The 20,029-nt window shown below is 72.7% G+C and carries 17 protein-coding genes; 4 read left to right on the forward strand and 13 right to left on the reverse strand.

All coding sequences use genetic code 11. The annotated features are described in order from the left end of the window. The first annotated feature begins 19 nt into the window (after positions 1-19). Positions 20-748 (forward strand): Uma2 family endonuclease, encoded by a 729-nt coding sequence (locus FH610_RS33585; RefSeq protein ID WP_139579257.1) that lies wholly within the window; start codon positions 20-22, stop codon positions 746-748. On the opposite strand, the gene FH610_RS33590 is transcribed toward FH610_RS33585, so the two are convergent. The 3 genes from FH610_RS33590 to FH610_RS33600 all read right to left on the reverse strand — a co-directional run bounded on the left by FH610_RS33590 (position 723) and on the right by FH610_RS33600 (position 8,142). Further along, positions 723-3,980, reverse strand: a complete 3,258-nt coding sequence (locus FH610_RS33590) for an ATP-dependent helicase (protein WP_139579258.1) — start codon at positions 3,978-3,980, stop codon at positions 723-725. The genes FH610_RS33585 and FH610_RS33590 overlap by 26 nt on opposite strands. Further along, positions 3,974-7,219, reverse strand: coding sequence for an ATP-dependent helicase (locus tag FH610_RS33595; protein WP_139579259.1), 3,246 nt, complete (start codon positions 7,217-7,219; stop codon positions 3,974-3,976). The genes FH610_RS33590 and FH610_RS33595 overlap by 7 nt, the downstream gene beginning before the upstream one ends. A 71-nt stretch (positions 7,220-7,290) precedes the next feature. Further along, complete coding sequence (locus tag FH610_RS33600) at positions 7,291-8,142, reverse strand: helix-turn-helix transcriptional regulator (protein WP_139579260.1); 852 nt, start codon at positions 8,140-8,142, stop codon at positions 7,291-7,293. Between the two features lie 38 nt (positions 8,143-8,180). Here FH610_RS33600 and FH610_RS33605 point away from each other — a divergent pair, with 38 nt between their 5' ends. Further along, positions 8,181-9,011 (forward strand): SDR family oxidoreductase, encoded by an 831-nt coding sequence (locus tag FH610_RS33605; protein WP_205826257.1) that lies wholly within the window; start codon positions 8,181-8,183, stop codon positions 9,009-9,011. A gap of 25 nt (positions 9,012-9,036) precedes the next feature. On the opposite strand, the gene FH610_RS33610 is transcribed toward FH610_RS33605, so the two are convergent. The 10 genes from FH610_RS33610 to FH610_RS33655 form a co-directional block, all read right to left on the reverse strand. Then, positions 9,037-9,642: a Uma2 family endonuclease gene (locus FH610_RS33610; protein WP_161628141.1), complete on the reverse strand. Its 606-nt coding sequence runs from the start codon at positions 9,640-9,642 to the stop codon at positions 9,037-9,039. Positions 9,643-9,844: 202 nt separating this feature from the next. After that, entirely contained in the window at positions 9,845-10,255 is a 411-nt protein-coding gene (locus tag FH610_RS33615; protein WP_205826258.1) for a DUF6010 family protein, read from the reverse strand. Positions 10,256-10,513: 258 nt separating this feature from the next. Beyond that, positions 10,514-11,008, reverse strand: coding sequence for a signal peptidase II (locus tag FH610_RS33620; protein ID WP_139579263.1), 495 nt, complete (start codon positions 11,006-11,008; stop codon positions 10,514-10,516). Positions 11,009-11,081: 73 nt separating this feature from the next. Continuing rightward, entirely contained in the window at positions 11,082-13,979 is a 2,898-nt protein-coding gene (locus FH610_RS33625) for a CDP-glycerol glycerophosphotransferase family protein (RefSeq protein WP_139579264.1), read from the reverse strand. Between the two features lie 228 nt (positions 13,980-14,207). After that, positions 14,208-14,531, reverse strand: coding sequence for an MGMT family protein (locus FH610_RS33630; RefSeq protein WP_139579265.1), 324 nt, complete (start codon positions 14,529-14,531; stop codon positions 14,208-14,210). Continuing rightward, positions 14,528-14,896, reverse strand: a complete 369-nt coding sequence (locus tag FH610_RS33635; RefSeq protein WP_139579266.1) for a hypothetical protein — start codon at positions 14,894-14,896, stop codon at positions 14,528-14,530. The genes FH610_RS33630 and FH610_RS33635 overlap by 4 nt, the downstream gene beginning before the upstream one ends. A gap of 101 nt (positions 14,897-14,997) precedes the next feature. Continuing rightward, on the reverse strand, positions 14,998-16,170 hold the full coding sequence (locus FH610_RS33640; RefSeq protein WP_139579267.1) for a S8 family serine peptidase: 1,173 nt from the start codon (positions 16,168-16,170) through the stop codon (positions 14,998-15,000). Then, positions 16,164-17,069 carry a hypothetical protein gene (locus FH610_RS33645; RefSeq protein WP_240809355.1) on the reverse strand — a complete coding sequence of 302 codons (906 nt, stop codon included), beginning with the start codon at positions 17,067-17,069 and terminating at the stop codon, positions 16,164-16,166. Before FH610_RS33645 ends, FH610_RS33640 begins: the two co-directional genes overlap by 7 nt. Before the next feature lie 9 nt (positions 17,070-17,078). Further along, positions 17,079-18,344, reverse strand: coding sequence for a S8 family peptidase (locus FH610_RS33650; RefSeq protein WP_139579268.1), 1,266 nt, complete (start codon positions 18,342-18,344; stop codon positions 17,079-17,081). Further along, a complete protein-coding gene (locus FH610_RS33655) occupies positions 18,338-19,057 on the reverse strand; it encodes a hypothetical protein (RefSeq protein ID WP_240809356.1) in 720 nt (239 codons plus the stop codon). The genes FH610_RS33650 and FH610_RS33655 overlap by 7 nt, the downstream gene beginning before the upstream one ends. Positions 19,058-19,207: 150 nt before the next feature. Between FH610_RS33655 and FH610_RS33660 the strand changes: the two genes are divergently transcribed. Then, positions 19,208-19,675: a hypothetical protein gene (locus tag FH610_RS33660; RefSeq protein ID WP_139579269.1), complete on the forward strand. Its 468-nt coding sequence runs from the start codon at positions 19,208-19,210 to the stop codon at positions 19,673-19,675. Continuing rightward, positions 19,675-19,986, forward strand: coding sequence for a winged helix-turn-helix domain-containing protein (locus FH610_RS33665; RefSeq protein ID WP_139579270.1), 312 nt, complete (start codon positions 19,675-19,677; stop codon positions 19,984-19,986). The genes FH610_RS33660 and FH610_RS33665 overlap by 1 nt, the downstream gene beginning before the upstream one ends. Positions 19,987-20,029: the final 43 nt, after the last annotated feature.

The raw sequence follows: 20,029 nt of genomic DNA on the forward strand, positions 1-20,029 counted from the left end.
AGCAGGAGAGGACGGCGACATGGCCCTCACGAAGCCGACCAAGCGCGGCAGGCACGACCACCCGGTCCCACAGAAGCAGGACGCCCCCGTCCCCGACGATCTCGTCTCGGACGAGCACGAGCCCCCAGAGGCCGGCAAGCCCGAAAGTCTCGAGGACCAGCTGCTGCGCTTGTGCCTGGCGCTCAACGAGGCCGGTTACCGGGCGGAGATCCACAACGGACAGGTCGTCGTGAGTCCTGCGGCGAACATGCAGCACGCAGTCATTCTTGACCAGCTCTCCAACCTGCTGTACCCCCTCAAGCTGCCCAACCGCTGGCGCTTCTTCTACAACTGGGGAGTTCATATTCCACCCCAGCCCGACCTTCGACTGCCGGACCTCATGGTCCTGCCGGAGCAGGCCGAAGCGTTCGACGAAATGCGTGCGCACGGGCGCGGTCTCCTGCTCGTGGTTGAGGTGTGCTCGCCCGGGACGTACAAGGTCGACTGGCAGGAGAAGCCGCTCGACTACGCGCGGGCGGGCGTGCCGCTCTTCCTGATCGTGGACCCCGTGACGTCTCCGCGCAGGGTGACGCTGATGAGCGATCCCCTCCCCGATCTGGAGCCCCTCGACTACCACCGGCAGGCGTACCGGCAGATCGTCACAGTGGAGGAGGGCGAGGTCCTGGAACTGCCCGAACCGTTCGGAATCAAGATCGAGACGAGCGCGCTCTTCGACCAGGCGGTCAGTCCTGAGGAACCCGCTGAATGAACGCGGTGAGGCCGTCCGCGTCGAGGAGGTCGACGGGACGAACGGTCTCGTTCGAGCGGACGTAGTGGAAGGCCGCCCCGACCTTCTCCAGCGGCACCCCGGCCAGCGCGGCCCAGGCCACCCGGTAGGCGGCGAGCTGCACCGACGCGGTCTCGGCGGCCCTGCCCTGCGGCCGTTCACCGGTCTTCCAGTCGATCACCACGTAGCCGTCGCCCTCCCGGAAGACCGCGTCCATCCGCCCGCGCAGCAGGCGGTCGCCGATCATCGTCTCGAACGGGATCTCCAGATCGACCGGCTCGCGCGCGGCCCACTCGCTCTCCTCGAACCGCTCCTGCAGCTCGGCGAGCTGGACGTCGGTCTCCGACATCTCGTCGGCGGCGCCCGGCAGCTCCAGGTCGTCGATCAGGCGCTGCTGGCCCCAGCGCGACTCCAGCCACCGGTGGAAGGTGGTGCCCCTGCGCGCCAGCGGGGCGGGCCTGCGCGGCACCGGCCTGCGCACCTGCCGGGCGAACGCCGCCGGATCCTGGGCCAGCGTGACCAGTGACGACACCGACAGCCGCGATGGCAGCTCCACGACCGCCCCGGCCCGCTGGCGGTTCGTCTCCCGCTCGCGCAGCAGCAGGTCGGTGTCGCGTGCCCAGGCCCGCATCCGCTCCCGGTCCCGGTCCCTGAGGAGCACGTGACCGTCGGCCGCCGCGGGCGGGGCGTCGCCCATCATCGCCTCCTCGACGAGGCGGGCGCCGTCGAGGATCGCGTCGCGCACCGTGACGGACGGCCACTCGGCCACCGGCGGCTCGGCCAGCAGCGGATTGTCCGGACTCTCCGGATCCTCGGCCCAGCGGACGGCCCGGGCGCCCGCCTCGCGGATCTCGCGCAGGAAGTCCGACGGCTCCAGCGGCCGGGACGAGGTGCCCCAGCGGTAGCCGGAGGCGATCAGCAGGTAGTGCGCCCTCGTGACGGCGACGTACGCCAGCCGCCGCTCCTCCATCAGGTCGCGGTCGCGGCAGCGCTCGTCGAAGGCGCCCAGTGCCTCCCGGTCCAGCCCGGCCAGCTCGGGCAGGTCCGCGCTGTCCCCCCGGAGCGGGTACGGCAGCTTGCGCGGGTTCTCCGTCCACCGGGAGTTGGTGACCGGGGTCGCGGGGAACATGCTGCCCTTGATCAGCCCGCCCTTCTGGGAGGTGAGCTGCGACAGGCCCGGCACCACCACGACCGGCCACTCCAGTCCCTTGGACGCGTGGACGGTCATCAGCTTGACGGTGTTGCTGTCGCCGACCCGCCCGGCCTCCAGCCCGAACTCCTCGCTCTCCGCCGCCTTCAGGTACGCCAGGAACGCGCCGAGCGTCGGGTCCTCCGAGTCTCCGGCGAACCGGGAGGCGGCGTCGAGGAAGGCGTCGAGGTCGGCGCGGGCGGCCAGCGGGCTGCCTCCCCTGGCGGCGACCTCGACGTCGAGCCCGAGCCGGCGTTCGATCTCGCTGATCAGGTCGGGCAGCGGCTGCCCGGCGTGGGCGCGCAACTGGCGCAGCTCGCGGGCGACGGCGGGCAGCCGCATCCGCGCGAGCGGGGAGAACCTCTCCAGCCAGTCGGGCCGGTCGGGCAGCTCGTCGAGCGCGTCGATCAGGCTGCCGCGTTCCTCGGCGAGGTCGGCGACGACCTGGTCGAGCGGGTCCTCCGGGCGCGGCCCTCCCCTGGCCGCCCTGATCTCCTTGTTGAGCTCGCGGGCCAGGTCGCCGAGCACCTTCAGGTCGGCCGGGCCGATCCGCCGGCGCGGCCCGGCGAGCAGCCGGACCAGCGCGTCTCCTGCGGTCGGGTCGTACAGGGCGCGCAGGGTCGCCACGATGTCGGCCACCTCGGGCACGGTGAGCAGCCCGCCGAGGCCCACGACCTCCACGGGGATCCCTCGGGCCTCCAGGGCCCGGCGCAGGGCCGGGAACTGCGACCGCTTGCGGGCGAGGATCGCGACGTCCTGCGGCTGCAGGGCGGGGCCGCGCTTGACCCGCTCGCCCTCGCCCCACGGCAGGCCGTCCGGGGCGCCCTCGCCGTGCAGCATCCCGGCCAGGCCCTCGGCGATCCACTCCGCCTCGTCCTCGGCCGTCTCGTGGAAGGCGCACAGCACCCGCCCCCGGCCCGCCCGGTTGTCCCCCGGCACCAGCACCGGCACCTCACGGGCCTCCCGGCGCAGGGGCACCTGGATCCGGGCCGCGACGCCGAGCACGTGCTCGCCGTTGCGGAAGCTGACCGACAGCCGCCGCACCTCCGCGGGGTCTCCGGACGCCGCCGGGAAGTCCCCGGGGAACCGGGACAGATTGCCCGCCGACGCGCCGCGCCAGCCGTAGATCGACTGGCAGGGGTCGCCGACCGCCGTGACCGGGTGGCCCCCGCCGTACAGCGAACGCAGCAGCACGAGCTGGGCGTGGCTGGTGTCCTGGTACTCGTCGAGCAGCACGACCGAGAACCGGGACCGCTCGGACGCGCCGACCTCCGGATGCCGCGAGGCGATCCGCGCGGCCAGCGCCATCTGGTCGCCGTAGTCGATGACCTCCCGGCCGCGCTTGAGCCGTTCGTACGCCTCGACCATCGGCAGCAGTTGCTCACGGATGGCCTGGGTCTCCACCGGCTTGCGCTGGTCCTTGACGATGCGCCCGGTGAGCGAGGCCAGGCGCTCGCGCAGCCAGTCGCCGACCTCGCGGACGTCCGCCGGTTCGCGCAGGTGCTCGGCCAGCTCCCCGGCCAGTTCGAGCACGGCGGCGGTGACGCTGGGCGGGGACAGGTCCACCCGGTCCATCGGCCCGTCGTACTGGCCGACCACCCGGGCCGCCATCTGCCAGGCGACGGCGGGTGTGACGAGCCGCATGGTGGGCTCCAGCCCCTCCCGCAGCGCGTGGTCGGTCACCAGCCGCGCGGCGTACGCGTGGTAGGTGGAGACCGTCGGCTCGGAGTCGAGCAGCTCCGGCTCGACCAGCCCGGCCGCCGCCAGCCCGGCCAGCCGCTGGCGCACCCGCTCGGCCAGCTCGGCGGCGGCCTTACGGGTGAAGGTGAGGCCGAGGATCTGCTCGGGCCTGGCCAGGCCGTTGGCGACCAGCCAGACCACCCGCCCGGCCATGGTCTCGCTCTTGCCGGACCCGGCCCCCGCAACCACCACCATCGGCTCCAGGGGCGCCTCGATGACGGCCGCCTGCTCGGGGGTGGGCGGGAGGATCCCGAGCCGGCCGGCCAGCTCACCGGGCGTCAGCACACCTGTCCTCCGTTGTCGTTCACCGGGCAGGCGATTTTAGCGGCACAGGTGCGGCAGCCGTCGTTGACCGTGGCGACGAACACGTTGGCGGACATGCCGGTCGCCACCGTCTTGACCAGGTTCTCCGCCCAGTCGGGCTCGGAGTCGTCGGCGAGCGCCCGCTGCGCCTGCTCCCTGGCGTCGGCCGACTGGCCCGCCGCCTTGCCCAGGTGCAGCAGGGACGCGCCGCCCGGCTGGATGAGGCCGTGCCGCTCGAACGCCCCGAGGGTCGTGGCGAGCTGGTACACCCCGAGCTGCGGATGCCGGTCGATCTCGGTGTCCTTGGGCCTGCCGCTGCCGGTCTTGATGTCGATGATCACGGCCCGGCCGGCCTCGTCCCGCTCGACCCGGTCCACCCGGCCGGTGATCTGGATGTCGTGGCCCGGCACCCGTACGGTGAACGCCTCCTCCACCGCGACCAGGTCACGTGGTTTGTCCTTCTGCCACCGGACGAACCTGTCGACCATCTGCTCGGCGACGCGGCGCTGCTTGCGGTTGAACCACAGCCCGCCGAAGTCGAACTGGTCCCAGATGTCGTCGAGCCGCTTGACGTAGTCGGTGCCGTCCTCGGTGGACATCGCGGCGATCGCGTGGACGACCGTGCCGAGGCTCTGGGTGACGTTCGACGACCCGGCCCCGACCGCGGTCTCCAGCATCCAGCGCAGCCCGCACTTGGTGAAGCTCTCCACCGACGACGGCGAGATCTGGACGACGTCGTCGGGCCAGCCGAGCGGCCGGTCGTCGGAGATCGGGGTCAGCGCGTACCACTCGCCGGGATTGGCGCCGGGCACCCCGGCCTGGGCCAGCCTGGCGAGGTGCGCGGCTGCCTCGCGGCGCAGCGCCTCGGACTTGCTCGTGTCGCACACGGCCGCGCGCAGGTCCGCGACCAGCGCGGACATGCTGAGCCACCGGGCCCGGTCGTCCACGGTCGCCGCCTCTACGCCGCCGGGCAGCAGCTCGGTGAGGAACCGGGAGGGCCGTTCGTCGGTGTCCTCGCCGCCGACGGCGGTGACGACGAGCTTCCTGCGGGCGCGGGTGGCCGCGACGTAGAACAGCCGCCGCTCCTCGGCGAGCAGCTTGGACGCCAGCGCGGCCGTCGCGGCCTGCGTGGTGTCCAGCGCCGAGCCGCCCGCGAACTCCATCAGCGCCTCGGTGCCGAGGAGCGAGCCGCGCAGGCGCAGGTCGGGCCACAGGCCCTCCTGGACGCCGGCGACCACCACCACGTCCCATTCCAGGCCCTTGGACCGGTGCGCGGTCAGGATCCGTACGGCGTCGCCCTCGGGGGCTGACTCGGCCAGCGAATCGCCGGCGATCTCCTGGGAGGTCAGGTCGTCGAGGAACACCGCGACCCCGGCCTTGGGCAGCCGGTCGGTGAAGCGGGCCACGTGGTCGAACAGGGCGACGACGGCGTCGAGGTCGCGGTCGGCCTGGGCGCCCCGGGCCCCGCCCGCGAGGCTGGCCTCCGTCCAGCGCTCCGCGAGCCCGCTGGCCTGCCAGATCTCCCACAGCGTCTCCTCGGCGCCCCGGCCGTGCCGTACGGCCTCGCGGGCGGTCGCGACGAGCCGCGCGAGGCGTTCCGCCGGCGCCGCGACATGCGGCTCGACGCCGCCCAGCTCCCGGGCGTCGCGCAGCGCCGCGACCAGCAGCTCGTCCGACGAGCGCGGGGTGAAGGGCAGCGCCGGCCGGCCTGCCTCCTCCGCGGCGGCGGCCTCCGCGGCGACCGCCTCGTGCTCGGCGATCCGCAGGGCGCGGCGCAGCCGGCGTACGCCGATCATGTCGGTGCCGCCGAGCGGACCGGTCAGCAGCTCCTCGGCGGTCGCCACGTCGAGCGTGGCCGGCGAGGCGGCGATCCGCAGCAGCGTGATCAGCGGCCGGACGCCGGGCTCCTGCACCAGCGGGAGCTCGTCGCCCGCGACCACGACGGGCACCCCCGCGGTGACCAGCGCCCGCCGCAGCAGCGGCACGTGCCGTACGGCGCTGCGCACCAGCACCGCCATCCGCGACCACGGCACCCCGTCGAGCAGGTGCGCCCGGCGCAGCGTGTCGGCCACCACCGCGGCCTCCTGGCTGGCGCTGTCGGCCAGCAGCACCTTCACCTCGCCCGGATCGGCCTCCGCGACCGGGATCAGGTCGCGGTGGCCGCCGGCCCTGTTCTCGTGCCTGTACTCGTGCCTGTTCACCGGGCCGGGTACGGCCGGCAGCCGGTAGGCGACGCGCCGGGAGGTCTCGAGCAGGGCCGGGCCGCTGCGGCGGCACACCCGTAGCGCGACCACCGGGGCGTCCCGCCCGTCCCGGGTCGGGAACCGCTCGGGGAACCGCAGGATGCCCTGCACGTCGGCGCCGCGGAAGCCGTAGATGGACTGGTCGGGGTCGCCCACGGCGATCAGGTCGCGGCCGTCTCCCGCGAGCTGACTGAGCAGGAACTCCTGCGCCGGGTCGGTGTCCTGGTATTCGTCGACGAGCACCAGGTCGTACGCGTCCCGCTCGCGCCGCCGCACCTCGCCGTCGGCCAGCAGGCCGGCCGCCTCGCGGATCAGCTCCGAGTAGTCCAGCGCGGGCACCGGGTCGAGGTCGAAGCGGTCCTGGTAGCGGTAGGAGAACAGCCCGGCGGCCTCCCAGTCGGGCCTGCCGTGCTCACGGCCCAGCCGCACCAGCGCGTCGCCGTACAGGCCGCGCTCGGCCGCTCGGGACAGGAAGTCGCGCAGCTCCTCGGCGAACCCCCGGGTCTTGAGCAGTTCGCGCATGTCCGGAGGCCAGTGCCGCGCGCCGTCCTCCAGTTCGCCGTGCAGCAGCCGCCGGATCTCCAGCAACTGCTCGGGACCGGTGAGCAGGCGCGGCGGCGGCTCACCGGCCAGCACCGCCTCGCGGCGCAGCAGCGCGTACGCGTAGCTGTGGAAGGTGAGGGCCAGCGGGGTCCTGGTGGTCCTGCGCATCCGGGCGGTGATCCGCTCGCGCAGTTCACCGGCCGCCTTGCGGCTGAAGGTGAGGACGAGCACACGCTCGGGGTCCACGCCGCGGCGCTCGACCCGGTCGACGACGGTCTCCACGATCGTGGTGGTCTTGCCGGTGCCCGGCCCGGCGAGCACGAGCAGGGGCCCGCTCTCGTGCTCGACGACGGCGCGCTGATGTTCGTCCAGCACGGGAGCCGCGCGACGTCCCACGCCCCCGCGACGCACCAGCCGGTAGTTCTGACCACTCACAGCACAGCATTCCACCAGATCACGGAGACAGATCGTGCCCGAATGCCCACTCCGTGTCCTAGAAGGGCGGATCAGCCGGCGGTCGTCACCCGTACGTCCGGCTTGTCCAGGCCGCCGCGCTGGGCCTGCCGGAGCCTGTCCAGCGTGCGGCCGGTCGGGGAGGCCGGATCGGCGGTGTACACGACGACCAGCAGGTCGGGATCCCCGGGCAGGGCCAGGGTCTCGTACGCGAAGTCCAGGTCGCCGAGCTCCGGGTGTCGCAGCAGCTTGACCCCGAAGGTCTTCTCGGCGACCCGGTGCTCCTCCCACAGGTGGGCGAAGCCGGTGTCGGCGGACAGGTCGGCGACGAGCGGGCCCAGCAGTGGGTCGTCGGGGTGCCTCCCGGCGTACAGGCGCAGGTGGGCGATGGTCTCGGCGGCCACGGCCGCCCAGTCGCGGTAGAACGAGCGCGCCCGCGGAGTCAGGAACGTCTGGCGGGCCATGTTGCGCTCGCCCGCGGGCATGGCCGAGAACCCGTTGATCCGGTCGGAGAGGGCGTTCCAGGCGAGCACGTCCATCCGCGGCCCCAGGACGAACGCCGGCACGGAGTCGGCCGCGTCCAGAAGCATCCGCACTCCGGGCCGGATGCCGGCGCTGGGAGCCTGCCGGTCGTCGGGCGGGCGGAGGAGGCGGCGCAGGTGCGCCCGCTCGGTGCCGTCCATGCGCAGCACTCGGGCGACCGCGTCGAGCACCTCGTCGGAGACGTTGCGTACGCGCTGCTGCTCCAGGCGGATGTAGTAGTCGACGCTCACGCCCGCGAGCAGCGCGACCTCTTCGCGCCGCAACCCGCTGACTCGCCGCCGCCCGTGCGCCGGGAGCCCGGCGTCCTCGGGCCGGATCCGGGCCCGGCGAGAACGCAGGAACCGTCCCAGATCACCATCCATGGGGCTCAAGCCTAGTACTGGCTTTACCAGGAAGAGGCGTGCGCTGGGTAGAGCCGGCCCGTCCCGCCAGAGTGGCTCTCGTCAACCTCGAACTCGAAGGAGTCACGATGAGCTACGAGAACCTGGCCGGACGCGTCGCCGTTGTCACCGGGGCCGCCAGCGGCATGGGAGAGGCGACGGCGCGGCTGCTGGCCGCCTCCGGCGCGAAGGTCGCGCTGCTCGCCCGCCGCGCCGACCGGCTGGAGGACCTGGTCCGGAAGATCGCCGCGGACGGCGGCACGGCGCTGGCCGTGACCGCCGACGTCACCCGGGACGACAGCGTGGCCGCCGCCGTGGACCGTGTCCACGCCGAGCTCGGGCCTGTGGACCTGGTGGTCAACGCCGCGGGGGTGATGCTGCCCAACCCGATCGACGACGGCCGAATCGACGAGTGGACGCGGATGCTCGACACGAACATCGCGGGCGCCCTGCGGATCACGCGGGCCTTCACGGCCGACCTGCTCGCGGCGGCGGAGGAGGGCCGGACGGCCGACCTCGTCAACATCTCGTCGATCGGCTCCCACCTCGTCTTCCCCGGCTATGCCGTCTACGGGGCGACCAAGGCCGCCCTCACCCACCTGTCCGCGAACCTGCGCGCGGAGTTCGGCCCGCGCGGGGTTCGGGTGACCAACATCGAGCCGGGCCTGACGGCGACGGAGCTGGGCGACCACGTCGACAGCCCAGCGCTCGGGGCGCAACTGGCCGGCATGTTCCAGGTCATCACGCCCATGACCGCCGAGGAGATCGCCGACCTGATCGCGTACGCGGTCAGCCGGGCCAAGCACGTCAACCTCCGTCAGGTCGTCGTGCTGCCGACGAACCAGGCCTGAGGTCACCGTGCGCCGGGCTTCTCGCTCAAGCGAGCAGCTCACCGGTGGCCAGATCGATGTCGAACGGCGTCGGCAGCCGGAGCGACTCCCCGGCATGGACTGTCTCGACCCGCTCGTACGGCTCGCGGAGGTCGTCCATTGCGAGATCCTTGCACGGCAGGCTCATCAGCGTCACGGTCGCGGGGTCGGTCACCGGGTCGACGATCAGGAGAAGCGGCACCCCCGCACGGGCATACTCCAGTGGCTTCTCGTCCCAGTCGATCGACCGCGTTCCCCTGGAGCACACTTCGACCACGAGCAGCGCACTGTGTCCGAGGATGTGCATGTCGTCGTACTGCTCGGCGTCCTGGGGCGCGATCATGAGACTGGGAAGCCGCATGTCGGGGAACGGCGGAATGTGCACTCCCCAGTTGGAATGGATGACCCACCGATTCTCCCGGACCGAGTCGAAAAGCTGATTCATCAGCCGGAAGGTGACGTTCGACTGTTCACGGCTGACCTTCGGGCTCACGACGACCCGGCCATAGGTGATCTCGGCCGGGTAGCCGGCATCGTTGAGTTCCTGGCATAGGCGCCGGATGTCGTCCTCGCCGTCGATCGGCTCCGGCTCGGGCACTTCGCCGGGCGCCAAGGCCGCAGATCTGAAGACATGCCGCCGTCTGCCCTGCCTCGTCGGCTTTGTGAGCGCCATCCCCTCGCCATCCTCTCCGTCTCCCTACACCTCGATGGTACGCACGGTCATTCGAGAGACACGGAAAGTAACAGATTCGAAAGGAGGTGACGACAAGAGACGGTGAGTGTGCGCACCGCTGTAGTGGAAGAAAGCACACCCGCTAGGAGGAAACCGCGTCCGGTGTGTGCGGCCGGGTGACGCGAGCCCGGACGAGGCCGATGAGCGAGGGACCGCCCCAGAAGCACCACAGGGCGATGACGGGATCGCAGATGGCGCAGCCGAAGGACGAGTCGTGGGCGAAGGGAATGATCGGGCTGCCCTTGAGGTGATGGAGGATGTCCCATCCGGTGTGCAGCAGCCAGGCGATCCCGATGAACGACCACGACTCCAGGCCGCGGTAGGCGCAGTACGCGACGAGGGCGGTGAAGGGAAACTCCCAGCCGCCGAGGCCCCCGCCACTGAGGTAGGCGGCCCCCGCTCCGCCCACCATGATCGCGTTGAAGCGACGGCGGTGCGGTTCAGGGATCAACGACATCAGCACGGCGTAGGCGAGGCCGATCAGGATCGGCATGACAAGACTCATGATCGTGCGGCTCTCTCGGATGGCTGTCGTGATGACGCGAGCAGACGGCCGGCACCGCGGATGGCGACGGCGAACCCGCGTCAGAAAGCCAACCAGCCGGCCGCGTGCCTTCCCAGGGGCATTGGCGACACATGCCGACGGGATCCCGCCAGGCGCTAGGGAGAAATGCCGCGCCCGGGCCGCGTGGAGACGGGCCCGGGCGCAGAGGTCATACCGGTCAGGAGGAGAACCGGCGGGGCGGTCCGCCTACGCGGACGGACGTCCCTGATCGGGCACGCCCCCGAGAGGGACATCGCGCAGGCTCAGCAGCAGGAGGAGGGCACAGCCCCCCACGAGCGCGATGTCGGCGACGTTGCCGACGAACAGGCCGCCGTAGTCGATGAAGTCCACGACATGGCCCTGGGCGAAGGCGGGCGGGCGGAAGAGGCGGTCGAGCAGATGGGATGTGGCGCCCCCGAGCAACGCACCCAGCACGAGGGTCCAGGCCGGCGACCGCAACCGCCGCCCGACGTAAAGGATGCCGGCGACCGCGGCGGCCGCCGTCAGGGTGAACACCCACGTCACCCCCGTGCCGGTCGAGAAGGCAGCGCCGGCGTTGAGCAACAACCGGAACCGGATCAGCCGCGGGATCACCGTGATGCTCTCACCGTCGGAAAGCGCGGAGGTCGCCCAGAACTTGGAGGCCTGGTCCACGAGAAGAACCGTCGCGGCCAGCACGAGCATCCGCCCATATGGCCGCATGCCTAATCTCGTCCCCTGCGAACCTCGTCCGTCCGACACTCCTACCTCGCAATCCGCAACGTTCTCGTGCCGGTCAGGACGTGAAGACGCGATCGATGACCCGCGCGGTGGCCTTGCCGTTGTCGTGCGGCGCGTAGGTCCGCGTGAAGGCCGCGTAACGGTCGGTCAGCTTGGCGGTCACGGCGTTGATGTTCCGCAGGACCTCCACGACCTCGGGCGAGGTCTCCAGGCGCGGTCCCGGGCGCTGGGACTCCAGGTCGAGGTACAGCCCGCGGGACGAGCGATACTTGGCCAGGTCCGGCGTGAACAGCACGACCGGCCGCCCGGTCGCCACGAAGTCGAACATGACCGACGAGTAGTCGGTGACGAGCACATCGGCGATCAGCAGCAGATCGGCGGTGTCGGGGTAGGTCGTCACGTCGATCGCGAAGCCGTCGTGTGCGTGCACGTGCGGGAAGGCCTGCATCATGTGGCCGCGGACCAGCACGACGTGGTCGGCGCCGAGTGCCCGTTTCGCGTCCGCCAGGTCGAGCTTGACCGAGGCGTTCCTGCGGTCGTAGTCGCGGTAGGTCGGCGCGTACAGCACGACCCGCTTGCCCTCGGGGATGCCGATCCGGCGCCGGATCTCCGCCGCCAGCGCGTCACGCTCGCCGGAGACGAGGACGTCGTTGCGCGGGTAGCCCGACTCCAGGATCTCGCCCTCGTAACCGAAGGCCTTGCGCAGGACGGACGACGCCCACGGGCTCTGCGACAGCAGCAGGTCCCAGCCGCGGACCTCCACGGCCTGGCGGTGCCACACCGGGGGCCGGGGCTCGCGCTTCATGTGGGCCTGGTCGCGGCCGATGTGCTTGACCGGCGTGCCGTGCCAGGTTTGCACGCAGACCTGGTCCTCACGGGTGCGGAACCACTGCGGCATGAAGCCGTTGGACACGATGTAGCGGGCGCGGGCCAGCGCCTCGTAGTGCTCCCGGCTGCCCTCGCGGACGACCGTGGGCACCACGCCGTCGCCGAGCCCCAGCTCTCGCGAGCCCGGCGGGACGAACGCGCCGTCCCTGACGACCCAGATGTGCTCGCCCTCGTCGCCGCGCCGCATCCGCTCCTCGTAGATGGCACGCGGGTTGTCGGAGTAGGCACGGCCGTCGAAGGAGACGTAGACGGTGGCCTCGCGCAGCGGCCGGGCGCGCTCGGCCGGGTAGAAGGTGCGGCTGAGCGCCCACACGCCCGCCGCGCTCCGCTCGTCGCCGGGCCGGTCCTCGGCCGCCACCAGCACCGGCACGTCGTAGCGGGTGGCGACGAACCGGTAGACCCGGCCGCCGATGAGCCGCGGGCTCTCGTCCAGCGCGTCGAGGCCGGCGTGGTCGAACCGGGCGGGCACCATGGCGGGGCCATACCTGCCGGGCGGGGCCACCGAGACGTTCCAGGTGCCCTCGGCCAGCGGCACGGCCGACCCGAAGCGCGGCATCGCGCCGGGCGACAGCCGTACGGTGAAGCGCTCGCCGTCGCGCTCGAGCGGCACGCGGATGGTGAGCCCGCCCCGGTGCCGCAGCACGAGGTCGCGCGGGCCCTGGTCGGGGTCGGGGTAGCGGCCGGTGAGCGTGATCGACTCGTCGTGCCACTCGGCCGTGGTGATCACGGGCAGGATCTTGTGACCGGAGATGACGACCCGGTCGCGCCGGTCGCCCTGCACCGTGACCTCGCGCTCGCCGAGCAGGAGGCGGGTCTCCTCCGCGCCCTCCAGCATGACGGCCGCGGCCGGGTCTCCCTTGGGCTCGACCCACAGCCGCCGGGACTCCGCGTTGAGCAGGGTGCCGACCGCGAGCGACAGCGAGAAGCGGCTGCCGCCCTCGACCGGGGCGAAGTCGGCCGACATGCGGTGGCCGCCGACACGGGCCTTGCCCTTGGTGACGGGCCGGCCCGGCAGGAAGCCGGTGAGCTCGATGTTGTCGCCGTTCAGCCGCACACCGGCGAGCTGGGCGCGGGTCGGCTGGTAGACCACCTGCAGCGCCTTGTCGGAGGTCCACACGGGCCGCACCCACCAGCGCGGGCGCACCTGCAGCCCGGCGGGGCGCTCGGTGCGGCCGATCACCGGACCGCGCAGCATGCCCTTGGCGCGGGCGGCGCGGCTCCAGATCACGATCTCGGCCCGCCAGGTGGTGGTGTCCTGGACGGTGTGGCGGCGGCGCAGCACCCGCTTCGTGCCGCGCACCAGGGCCCGCACCCCGGCGCGCCAGCGCAGGGCGAACGGATGCAGCTCGGCCGTGAAGCCCGCCCAGTCGTAGTTGCATCCGGGTTCGCGGGCGGCGTGGGTGGCCTCGGGCCGGTAGGTCCTGCGGGTCCTCATCGTGACCCGGGGCAGCCAGCGGGGGCCGTGCAGCACGACGGTGGCGCGGTTGAACCGCCCGCTGCGGACCGACAGGCCCGCGATGTAGGCGTGCCCGGTCACCCTCAGGCGGTTGCCCGCCCAGGTGATGTCGTCGATCTGCGTGACCGGCACGAGGTCGGCTGCCCGCAGGCGCAGCAGCGAGGGGTCGTCGACCTCGACCGGCAGGTCGGCATACCACCGCAGGCCCCGCCGCACCCGGCGGGAGGGCTCGGCCGCGGCGGCGGCCAGCCTGGCCAGCGCGTCGCCCTCGGCGAGCTCGCCCGGGTCCTGCGTCTCGATCAGGTGACAGGCGACCCGGCGCCCGACCGGCAGCTCCCGCTTGACCTTCGGGTCGACCTCCGCGAGGTAGGGCCGGAGCGCGTCGATGGTCTGGCGGCGGCGGGCGGGCCCGCGCTTGGCTGCGGCGTCGAGGCGCAGACCCAGGGGACCGACGATCGCCTCACGGTCGACCTCCCGGCGCTGCGCGGGGCTGAGCCCCTCCGCGCGCACGAGCGCGACCAGCGCGTCGATCGGCTCGCCTCGGTCGTAAAGCTCCTGGACAGCCCGCAGTCGTTCAGCGACGGCGTCGCTCGTGGGTGCGGGTGTCATTCGGGAGGCACCACCCTTCGCCAGACCTGTGTTCAGAAAATGGTAATGCCCTCAGAACACTGCCAGACCTGACTCGCGGAAGCCTGTGGATTTCCTGTGAATCAGCGGGTGACACCCCTGTGGCACCGGGTGACGAGCGGCACTACGCCGGGGGAAGTGCGCAGATCCGACCGCCCGGGGCGCGGCCTGTCAGCCCCCAAGTCAGCGCCGGGGAACGGGCTACGATGATCACCGCGACCGTCGGTCCCGGCCGTCCCAGCGGGCCGCGCGCATGTCGGCCCGCGCGCCGCGGACCGGGGTGCCCTCCTCGCGCCACCGGGCCAGGCATTCGGCCTCGAGACCGGGCGCGGGGGTGCCGTCGGCGCGGATCACCCGCCACCACGGCACGGCTCCGCCCCACAGTGACATCACGCGGCCGACCTGCCGCGGACCGCCCTCGCCGAGATACTCGGCGACGTCTCCGTACGACATCACCTTGCCGCGCGGGATCCGCTCGACCAGGTCGAGCACCCGCTCCGCGTACGGCGGCGGCTGGCCGCGGCCGTCCCTCAAGCGCTCCACTCGGTCGGCCCGGCCGCGATGATCTCTTCGAGCTTGCCGAACTCGTAGGTGGACGATCCGTTGATCTGCTCGACCACGCCGTTCCTGATGCCGTACGCCTCGCCGTCCTCACCCACGAGCCTGGCCCCCATGAGGTCGGTGAGAAGTGCCAGCTGGGCGACCTGCCAGTCGGACCCGGGCCGGCCGAAGAGCCGTCCCGACCAGGTCGCGATCGGGTGCACGGAATCGCCGTGGCGCGCGACGACCTCGCCCGCCTCGTGCGACCCGCGCAGCTCGAATCCGGCTCGCGCCGAGACGCTCGCGAGTTCGGCGTAGGCGAGCGGTGCATCCCGCTCTACGCGCAGCTCGTACCCCATGAGCCGCGACCCTAGCGAAATTTGACCTGGCCTTGTCACCGGAAACACGAACATCGGGAAGACCGCGTCCGAAATGCTGCAGAACGGCGGCCAACATGTGATCACCGGCGGCGGAGCGCCACGGCCGCGGCGCAGAAACCGCCGATTCCGAGGGCCACGGCGATGCCGTAGATCCAGAGCCTAACCGGATCCGGCCCCGGGCGCGCGGGCCCCTGCGAGACCGGGCCCTTGCCGAAATGCGCGTCGTCCTGCAGCGAGGACGCGTGACCATATCCGGTCAGCTCCGCGGCCTTCCGCAGGGCCGCGGCCGCGTCCACAACGCCGAATCCGATTTTGTCGTCATAACCCGCGGACGGATGAGGACGGGATGTCGCCGTCAAAGCACGCGACACCAATTCCGGCGGCAAATCCGGATATCTCGCCTTTATTAGTGCGATAGCGCCCGCGACGAGCGCGCTGGCCACGCCGGTCCCCGACACGGCGCCCCGTCGGCCCCCTGCGAGGGTGACAGGCACGCGGTCCCCCGGCGCGGCGACCAGGACCGAGAGGTTGTCACTGCTGCCCGGCGTCTTGGCGCCCTTGCGGTCGACGGCGGCGACGCCCACCACTCCCGGGTAGCCCGCGGGGAACGCCCAGTAGGAGGTGCCGTTCTGCCGGGCGTACGGCGACCGGCCGGCGTCCCCCACGGCCGCGACGACCACCACGCCCCTCGCCAGCGCGAAGGAGATGGCGTCCCGCTCCACACGGTCCACCGCGTACGCGGGGACGGGCAGGCAGATGACCTTGGCGCCCCGGCCGGTCGCGTAGCGGATGCCGCGCGCGAGCGGACTGTCCTGCGTCTCTCCCGCCGGGCTCTCGGGCTCGACCGAGCCGCCCTCGGGGTGGCTCCTGACCACGGGGAGGGACAGCACCCGCGCCTCCGGCGCGATCCCGGACGTCCCCCCGCCGCGCCCGCTCCCGGCGATCGCCGAGGCCAGCGCGGTCACGTCGTCGCCCGGCCGCACCGTGTCGTCGCCGAACATCGCACCCGTCATGTCAGGCCCGCGCTCGACCCGGCCGCTCAACTCGGGCACGCCGGCGTCGGGCTGCCCACTGCCGAGCAGGGCGACGGTCACGCCCGCGCCCCTGCTGACCTTCCAGGCGGCGGCGGCGTTGACGGCGTCGAGCGCCCACCGCGAGTCCTCGCCGCCGGGTGCCGGCGCCGCCGCGACCGCCGGTCCGGTCCCCAGGAGGACGGCCGTGAGCGCCGCGCAGAGGAAGGCCGGCCTCAGCACACGTTCCCCTGGGTGCAGCGGGGGACGTCGGGGGGCTCTCCGAGGGCGCGCGCGATGCGCCCGGCCACGGTCTCGGCCACGGGCCACATCTCGCTGTTCACCTGTTCCTCCAGGGGGACGGAGGCACGCGTCCTCCCGTCGGTGTACCCCACAGCGGAGAAGACGATGTACGGCCCGGCGCCCACCCATCCGGTGCGCTGGCGCTGGGCCGCGCCGAAGGTGTCGGTGACCGTGCCGGGGAAGGCCACGGGCCGTACGCCCACCCGGTCGTCCACGGGCAGTTCGCCCGCCGCGTCGGCGCGGGCCTGCTCGCCCGGCAGCACGGCGACGCCCACGGTGACGGCGAACGTCGAGGTCTGGTCGACGTAGGTGGCGCGCAGCACGGCCTGGCAGCCGTGCTTGCGCAGCACCGACGCCACCGGCGAGTCGACCGCCGCGGCGCACGCCGCCTCGGGGGCGATGCCCACCCTGCGCGCGTACTGCTGGGCGCGGCCGAGCGCCGTGTACGGAAGCTCCTCAGGGAAGACCATGCCCGCGGGCCACGCGCGCCACCGCCGGGCCACGTCCTCGGCCACGTAGCGGGCGCGCTCGGCGTCGGTGAGCGGCCTGGACCTGTTCTCCTGGATCAGCCCGACCGACCCCAGCAGCACGTTCACCGCGGCGACGGCGAGGACGACGCCCATGATCGTCAGATAGAGCGAGCGGAAGCGGATGCCGCGCTCGAGTTCGGCCCGCTCCCTGGCCGCCTGGGCCGCGGCGGCCCGTCCCCTCGACGCCGTCCAGGGCCGCGCGCGGGCGCGGCGGGCGGACGCGCCGAGCGGCAGTGCCCGCGGGCCCGCCCGCCGGACACCGGACGGCGTCCGCGCCGTCTGCGGGCTGCGGGACTGCTCGGGCGGCATACCTCGATGCTACGTCGGCAGGCCCGTCGGCCAAGGAGCCGGCGGCAGCGCGTCGTCTTCCTCCCGCTGTCGTCTGCGCGCCCGCCGGGTGAGCACGAGCAGGACGGCCACACCCGCGCCGGAGCCGGCGAAGGCGCCGAGCGCGATGGCTCCGCAGAGGAGGATCCCCCCCGTGTCGCGCCGTACGACCACGATGGGGTCCTGGTCGTTCGCGGCCGAGCGGACGGCACGTGCGGGGCTCTGCACGCCCGCTCCCGACGCCGTGGCGCGGTGGCGGGCGAGGGTGGCCGCGACGCTCAGCGCCCGGTACGCGTTGACCACACCGAACCCGGTGCCGGTGTTGTACGGCCCCTTCCTGGCCGGCGACGACGTGAGCGCCTGCGCGACGAGGGCGGGCGACATGCGGGGATAACGCGACTTGATCAGCGCGGCGACGCCGGAGACGAGCGCGGTCGCCTGGGAGGTTCCCCGGCCGACCCAGTACTCGTCGCCGGGACCGGCCCCGAGGACGTCGACGCCCGGCGCGGCCACCATCACCGAGGAGTTGCGGTTGGAGAACGAGGCCCGCCGCAGCGTGGACGTGACGGCGGCCACCGAGATCACGCCGGGGATCGCCGCCGGGTAGGAGTACGGCGCGGTCCGCTTGCCCGCGCCGTCGTTGCCCGCCGCGGCGACGAGGACGACGCCCTTGGAGATCGCGTACCTGATCGCCGTACGCTCGTCCTTCGTCGGCATGTCCTTCGACAGCGAGAGGTTGATGACCTCGGCGCCGTGGTCCACGGCGTAGCGGATGCCCTTGGCGACCACGGCCTCATACCGTGCGTCGGAGTTGAACGTGCGGAATCCGGGCTCCTCGTCCTCGAGGATCACCCGCACGGACAGCACCCTGGCCTCCGGCGCGATGCCGATGATGCCGTCGGCGCCGCCGGGACCGTGCCCGTGCCCGGCGATGAGCGAGGCCATGTACGTGCCGTGCAGGCGCACCGGCTGCACCCCGCGCGGGTTGGCCCCGGCCGTGAAGTCCCTCCCGGTGACGACCGATCCGGCGAGGTCGCGATGATCGGGATCGACACCCGAGTCGAGGACCGCGACGGTCACGCCCCTGCCTCTCGTCAGCCGCCAGGCGTCGTCGGCGTCGAGCGTGCGCAGCACGTCCTGCTGGCTGAGCCGTACGTCGTCGGCCCGGGCCGGGCCGGGAACGAGGAACGCGCCGCCCGACAGGGCGAGCGCGGCGGCGGACGCCGCGAGGACCGCGCGGCGCAGCGCGGTCAGCACCGCCACTCCTTGGCGGTGCAGTCCGGGGACGCCGGCGCGGTGAGGATCGCGCCGACCTCCTCGGCCAGGTCCGCCGTGAACGAGAACATGGTCTCCCGCTGCTCCCCGAGCGCACGGGCCGGGCGCCCGTCGACCTGCCCCGCCGTCGTCATCACGAGGTACGGCCCGGCCGTACGCAGGGTCAGCGACTGGCGCCCGCTCGCGGTGAAGCGGTCGGTCACGGTGCCGGGAAACGGGAGGGCGCGCAGCCCGGGGGCGGCCGACCCACCGCCGGGGAAGACGGGGATGGCCGAGCGCGCCCTGAGCTCGTCGGGGAAGGCCGCCACGCCGATCGTCACCACGACGCCCTGCAGGGCGTCGAGATAGGTGGCCCGCAGGATCGCGCGACAGCCGGCCGCCGTCATCTGGCCCGCGATGGCCGTGTCGACGGCGCCGCGGCAGTCGGTGCGCGAGGAGATGCCCACCCGCCGCGCCAGCTCACGCCCGCCCTGCTCGCTCGTGTAGGCCAGGGTGGCGGGGAAGATCCGGCCGGCCGGCCAGCGCTCCCACCGCAGCGCCGTCTCGGCCGCCTGCGCCTCGCGCAGCTCCGCGGCGCTCGGTCCTCTCGTCAGCTCGGCGACGGCGGCGCTGGCCGCGATCCCGCCGACGATCGCGCAGACAAGGGTGATCGCGGAGGCCACGGCCACGGCCGGCCAGGTCCGCGTCTCGCCCACTGCGCCTCCGTTCCCTTCGCGGCCTCCCTCCTCCAGTGACCTTAACGCGACCTACCGCCCGCCATCCCCACAAATGCCCTCGGAAAGTACTTGACGCTTCGGAAAGTGAAAAGTACTTTCCAAGTTGGAAAGAGCATTGGGAGGAGCTCCATGAACCCTGAGGAAGCGGCGCGCAGCCTGGCGACGATCCGGCAGACGCAGATGAAGGCGGTCAGGTCCCGGCCCTGGTTCCCGACCTGGTACGTCGTCGCCGTCGGGCTGTTCGTGACCGGTGTGCAGTTCGTCACCGAGCCGGGCACCCCCGTTCCGGTGATGGCGATCACGGGTGTGCTGCTGTTCGCCGGCATGGGCGCACTGGTCGCCGTCTTCGTCCGGACGCGTGCGATGACGACTCACCGCAGCCTGATTCGCCTGGACGCCATGGCGCTCTTCGCACTCTGGCTCCTCCTGAGCATCGTGATCTGCCTGGCCGTCGCCTTCCGCCTGGACGCGGCCGAGGTGGCCTACGCCCGGACGTACGGCGGCCTCGCCATGACGGCGTTCCAGCTCGTGACCGGGCCCTTCGTCGGGCGCCGGATCTCCGCGTTGCTCGCCCGGGGGATCGAGAGCAGCTCGTGATGGAGCTCGATCCGGTCATCCACGCGCCGACCCGGCTGCAGATCGTCTCGCTGCTCGCGGCGGCCGAAGAGGCGGAGTTCGGGTTCGTCCGCGACACCGTCGGCGTCAGCGACTCCGTCCTGTCCAAGCACGGCAGCGCGCTGGAGAGCGCCGGATACGTCGCCGTACGCAAGGGATACGTGGGCAAGCGGCCCAAGACGTGGTTCAAGCTCACGGACCGGGGACGGGTGGCGTTCGCCGCGTACGTCGAGAACCTGCAGCGCATCGTCGCGCCCAGCGGTCTCAGCGTGGTGCCGGACGAACGCGTTTAGCGCGTGAACGGCGACGGCCGCCGCCTCGTCCGGAGGCGGCGGC

Origin of the sequence: Microbispora catharanthi (assembly GCF_006334915.2) — a bacterium.
GTDB lineage: Bacteria > Actinomycetota > Actinomycetes > Streptosporangiales > Streptosporangiaceae > Microbispora > Microbispora catharanthi.

What these genes read in the sequence shown, in the direction of transcription:
- FH610_RS33585 (WP_139579257.1), top strand. Translation starts at nt 20, where the DNA reads ATGGCCCTCACGAAGCCGACCAAGCGCGGCAGGCACGACCACCCGGTC.
- FH610_RS33600 (WP_139579260.1), bottom strand. Translation starts at nt 8,142, where the DNA reads ATGGATGGTGATCTGGGACGGTTCCTGCGTTCTCGCCGGGCCCGGATC.
- FH610_RS33615 (WP_205826258.1), bottom strand. Translation starts at nt 10,255, where the DNA reads ATGCCGATCCTGATCGGCCTCGCCTACGCCGTGCTGATGTCGTTGATC.
- FH610_RS33620 (WP_139579263.1), bottom strand. Translation starts at nt 11,008, where the DNA reads ATGCGGCCATATGGGCGGATGCTCGTGCTGGCCGCGACGGTTCTTCTC.
- FH610_RS33625 (WP_139579264.1), bottom strand. Translation starts at nt 13,979, where the DNA reads ATGACACCCGCACCCACGAGCGACGCCGTCGCTGAACGACTGCGGGCT.
- FH610_RS33635 (WP_139579266.1), bottom strand. Translation starts at nt 14,896, where the DNA reads ATGGGGTACGAGCTGCGCGTAGAGCGGGATGCACCGCTCGCCTACGCC.
- FH610_RS33645 (WP_240809355.1), bottom strand. Translation starts at nt 17,069, where the DNA reads ATGCCGCCCGAGCAGTCCCGCAGCCCGCAGACGGCGCGGACGCCGTCC.
- FH610_RS33660 (WP_139579269.1), top strand. Translation starts at nt 19,208, where the DNA reads ATGAACCCTGAGGAAGCGGCGCGCAGCCTGGCGACGATCCGGCAGACG.
- FH610_RS33665 (WP_139579270.1), top strand. Translation starts at nt 19,675, where the DNA reads ATGGAGCTCGATCCGGTCATCCACGCGCCGACCCGGCTGCAGATCGTC.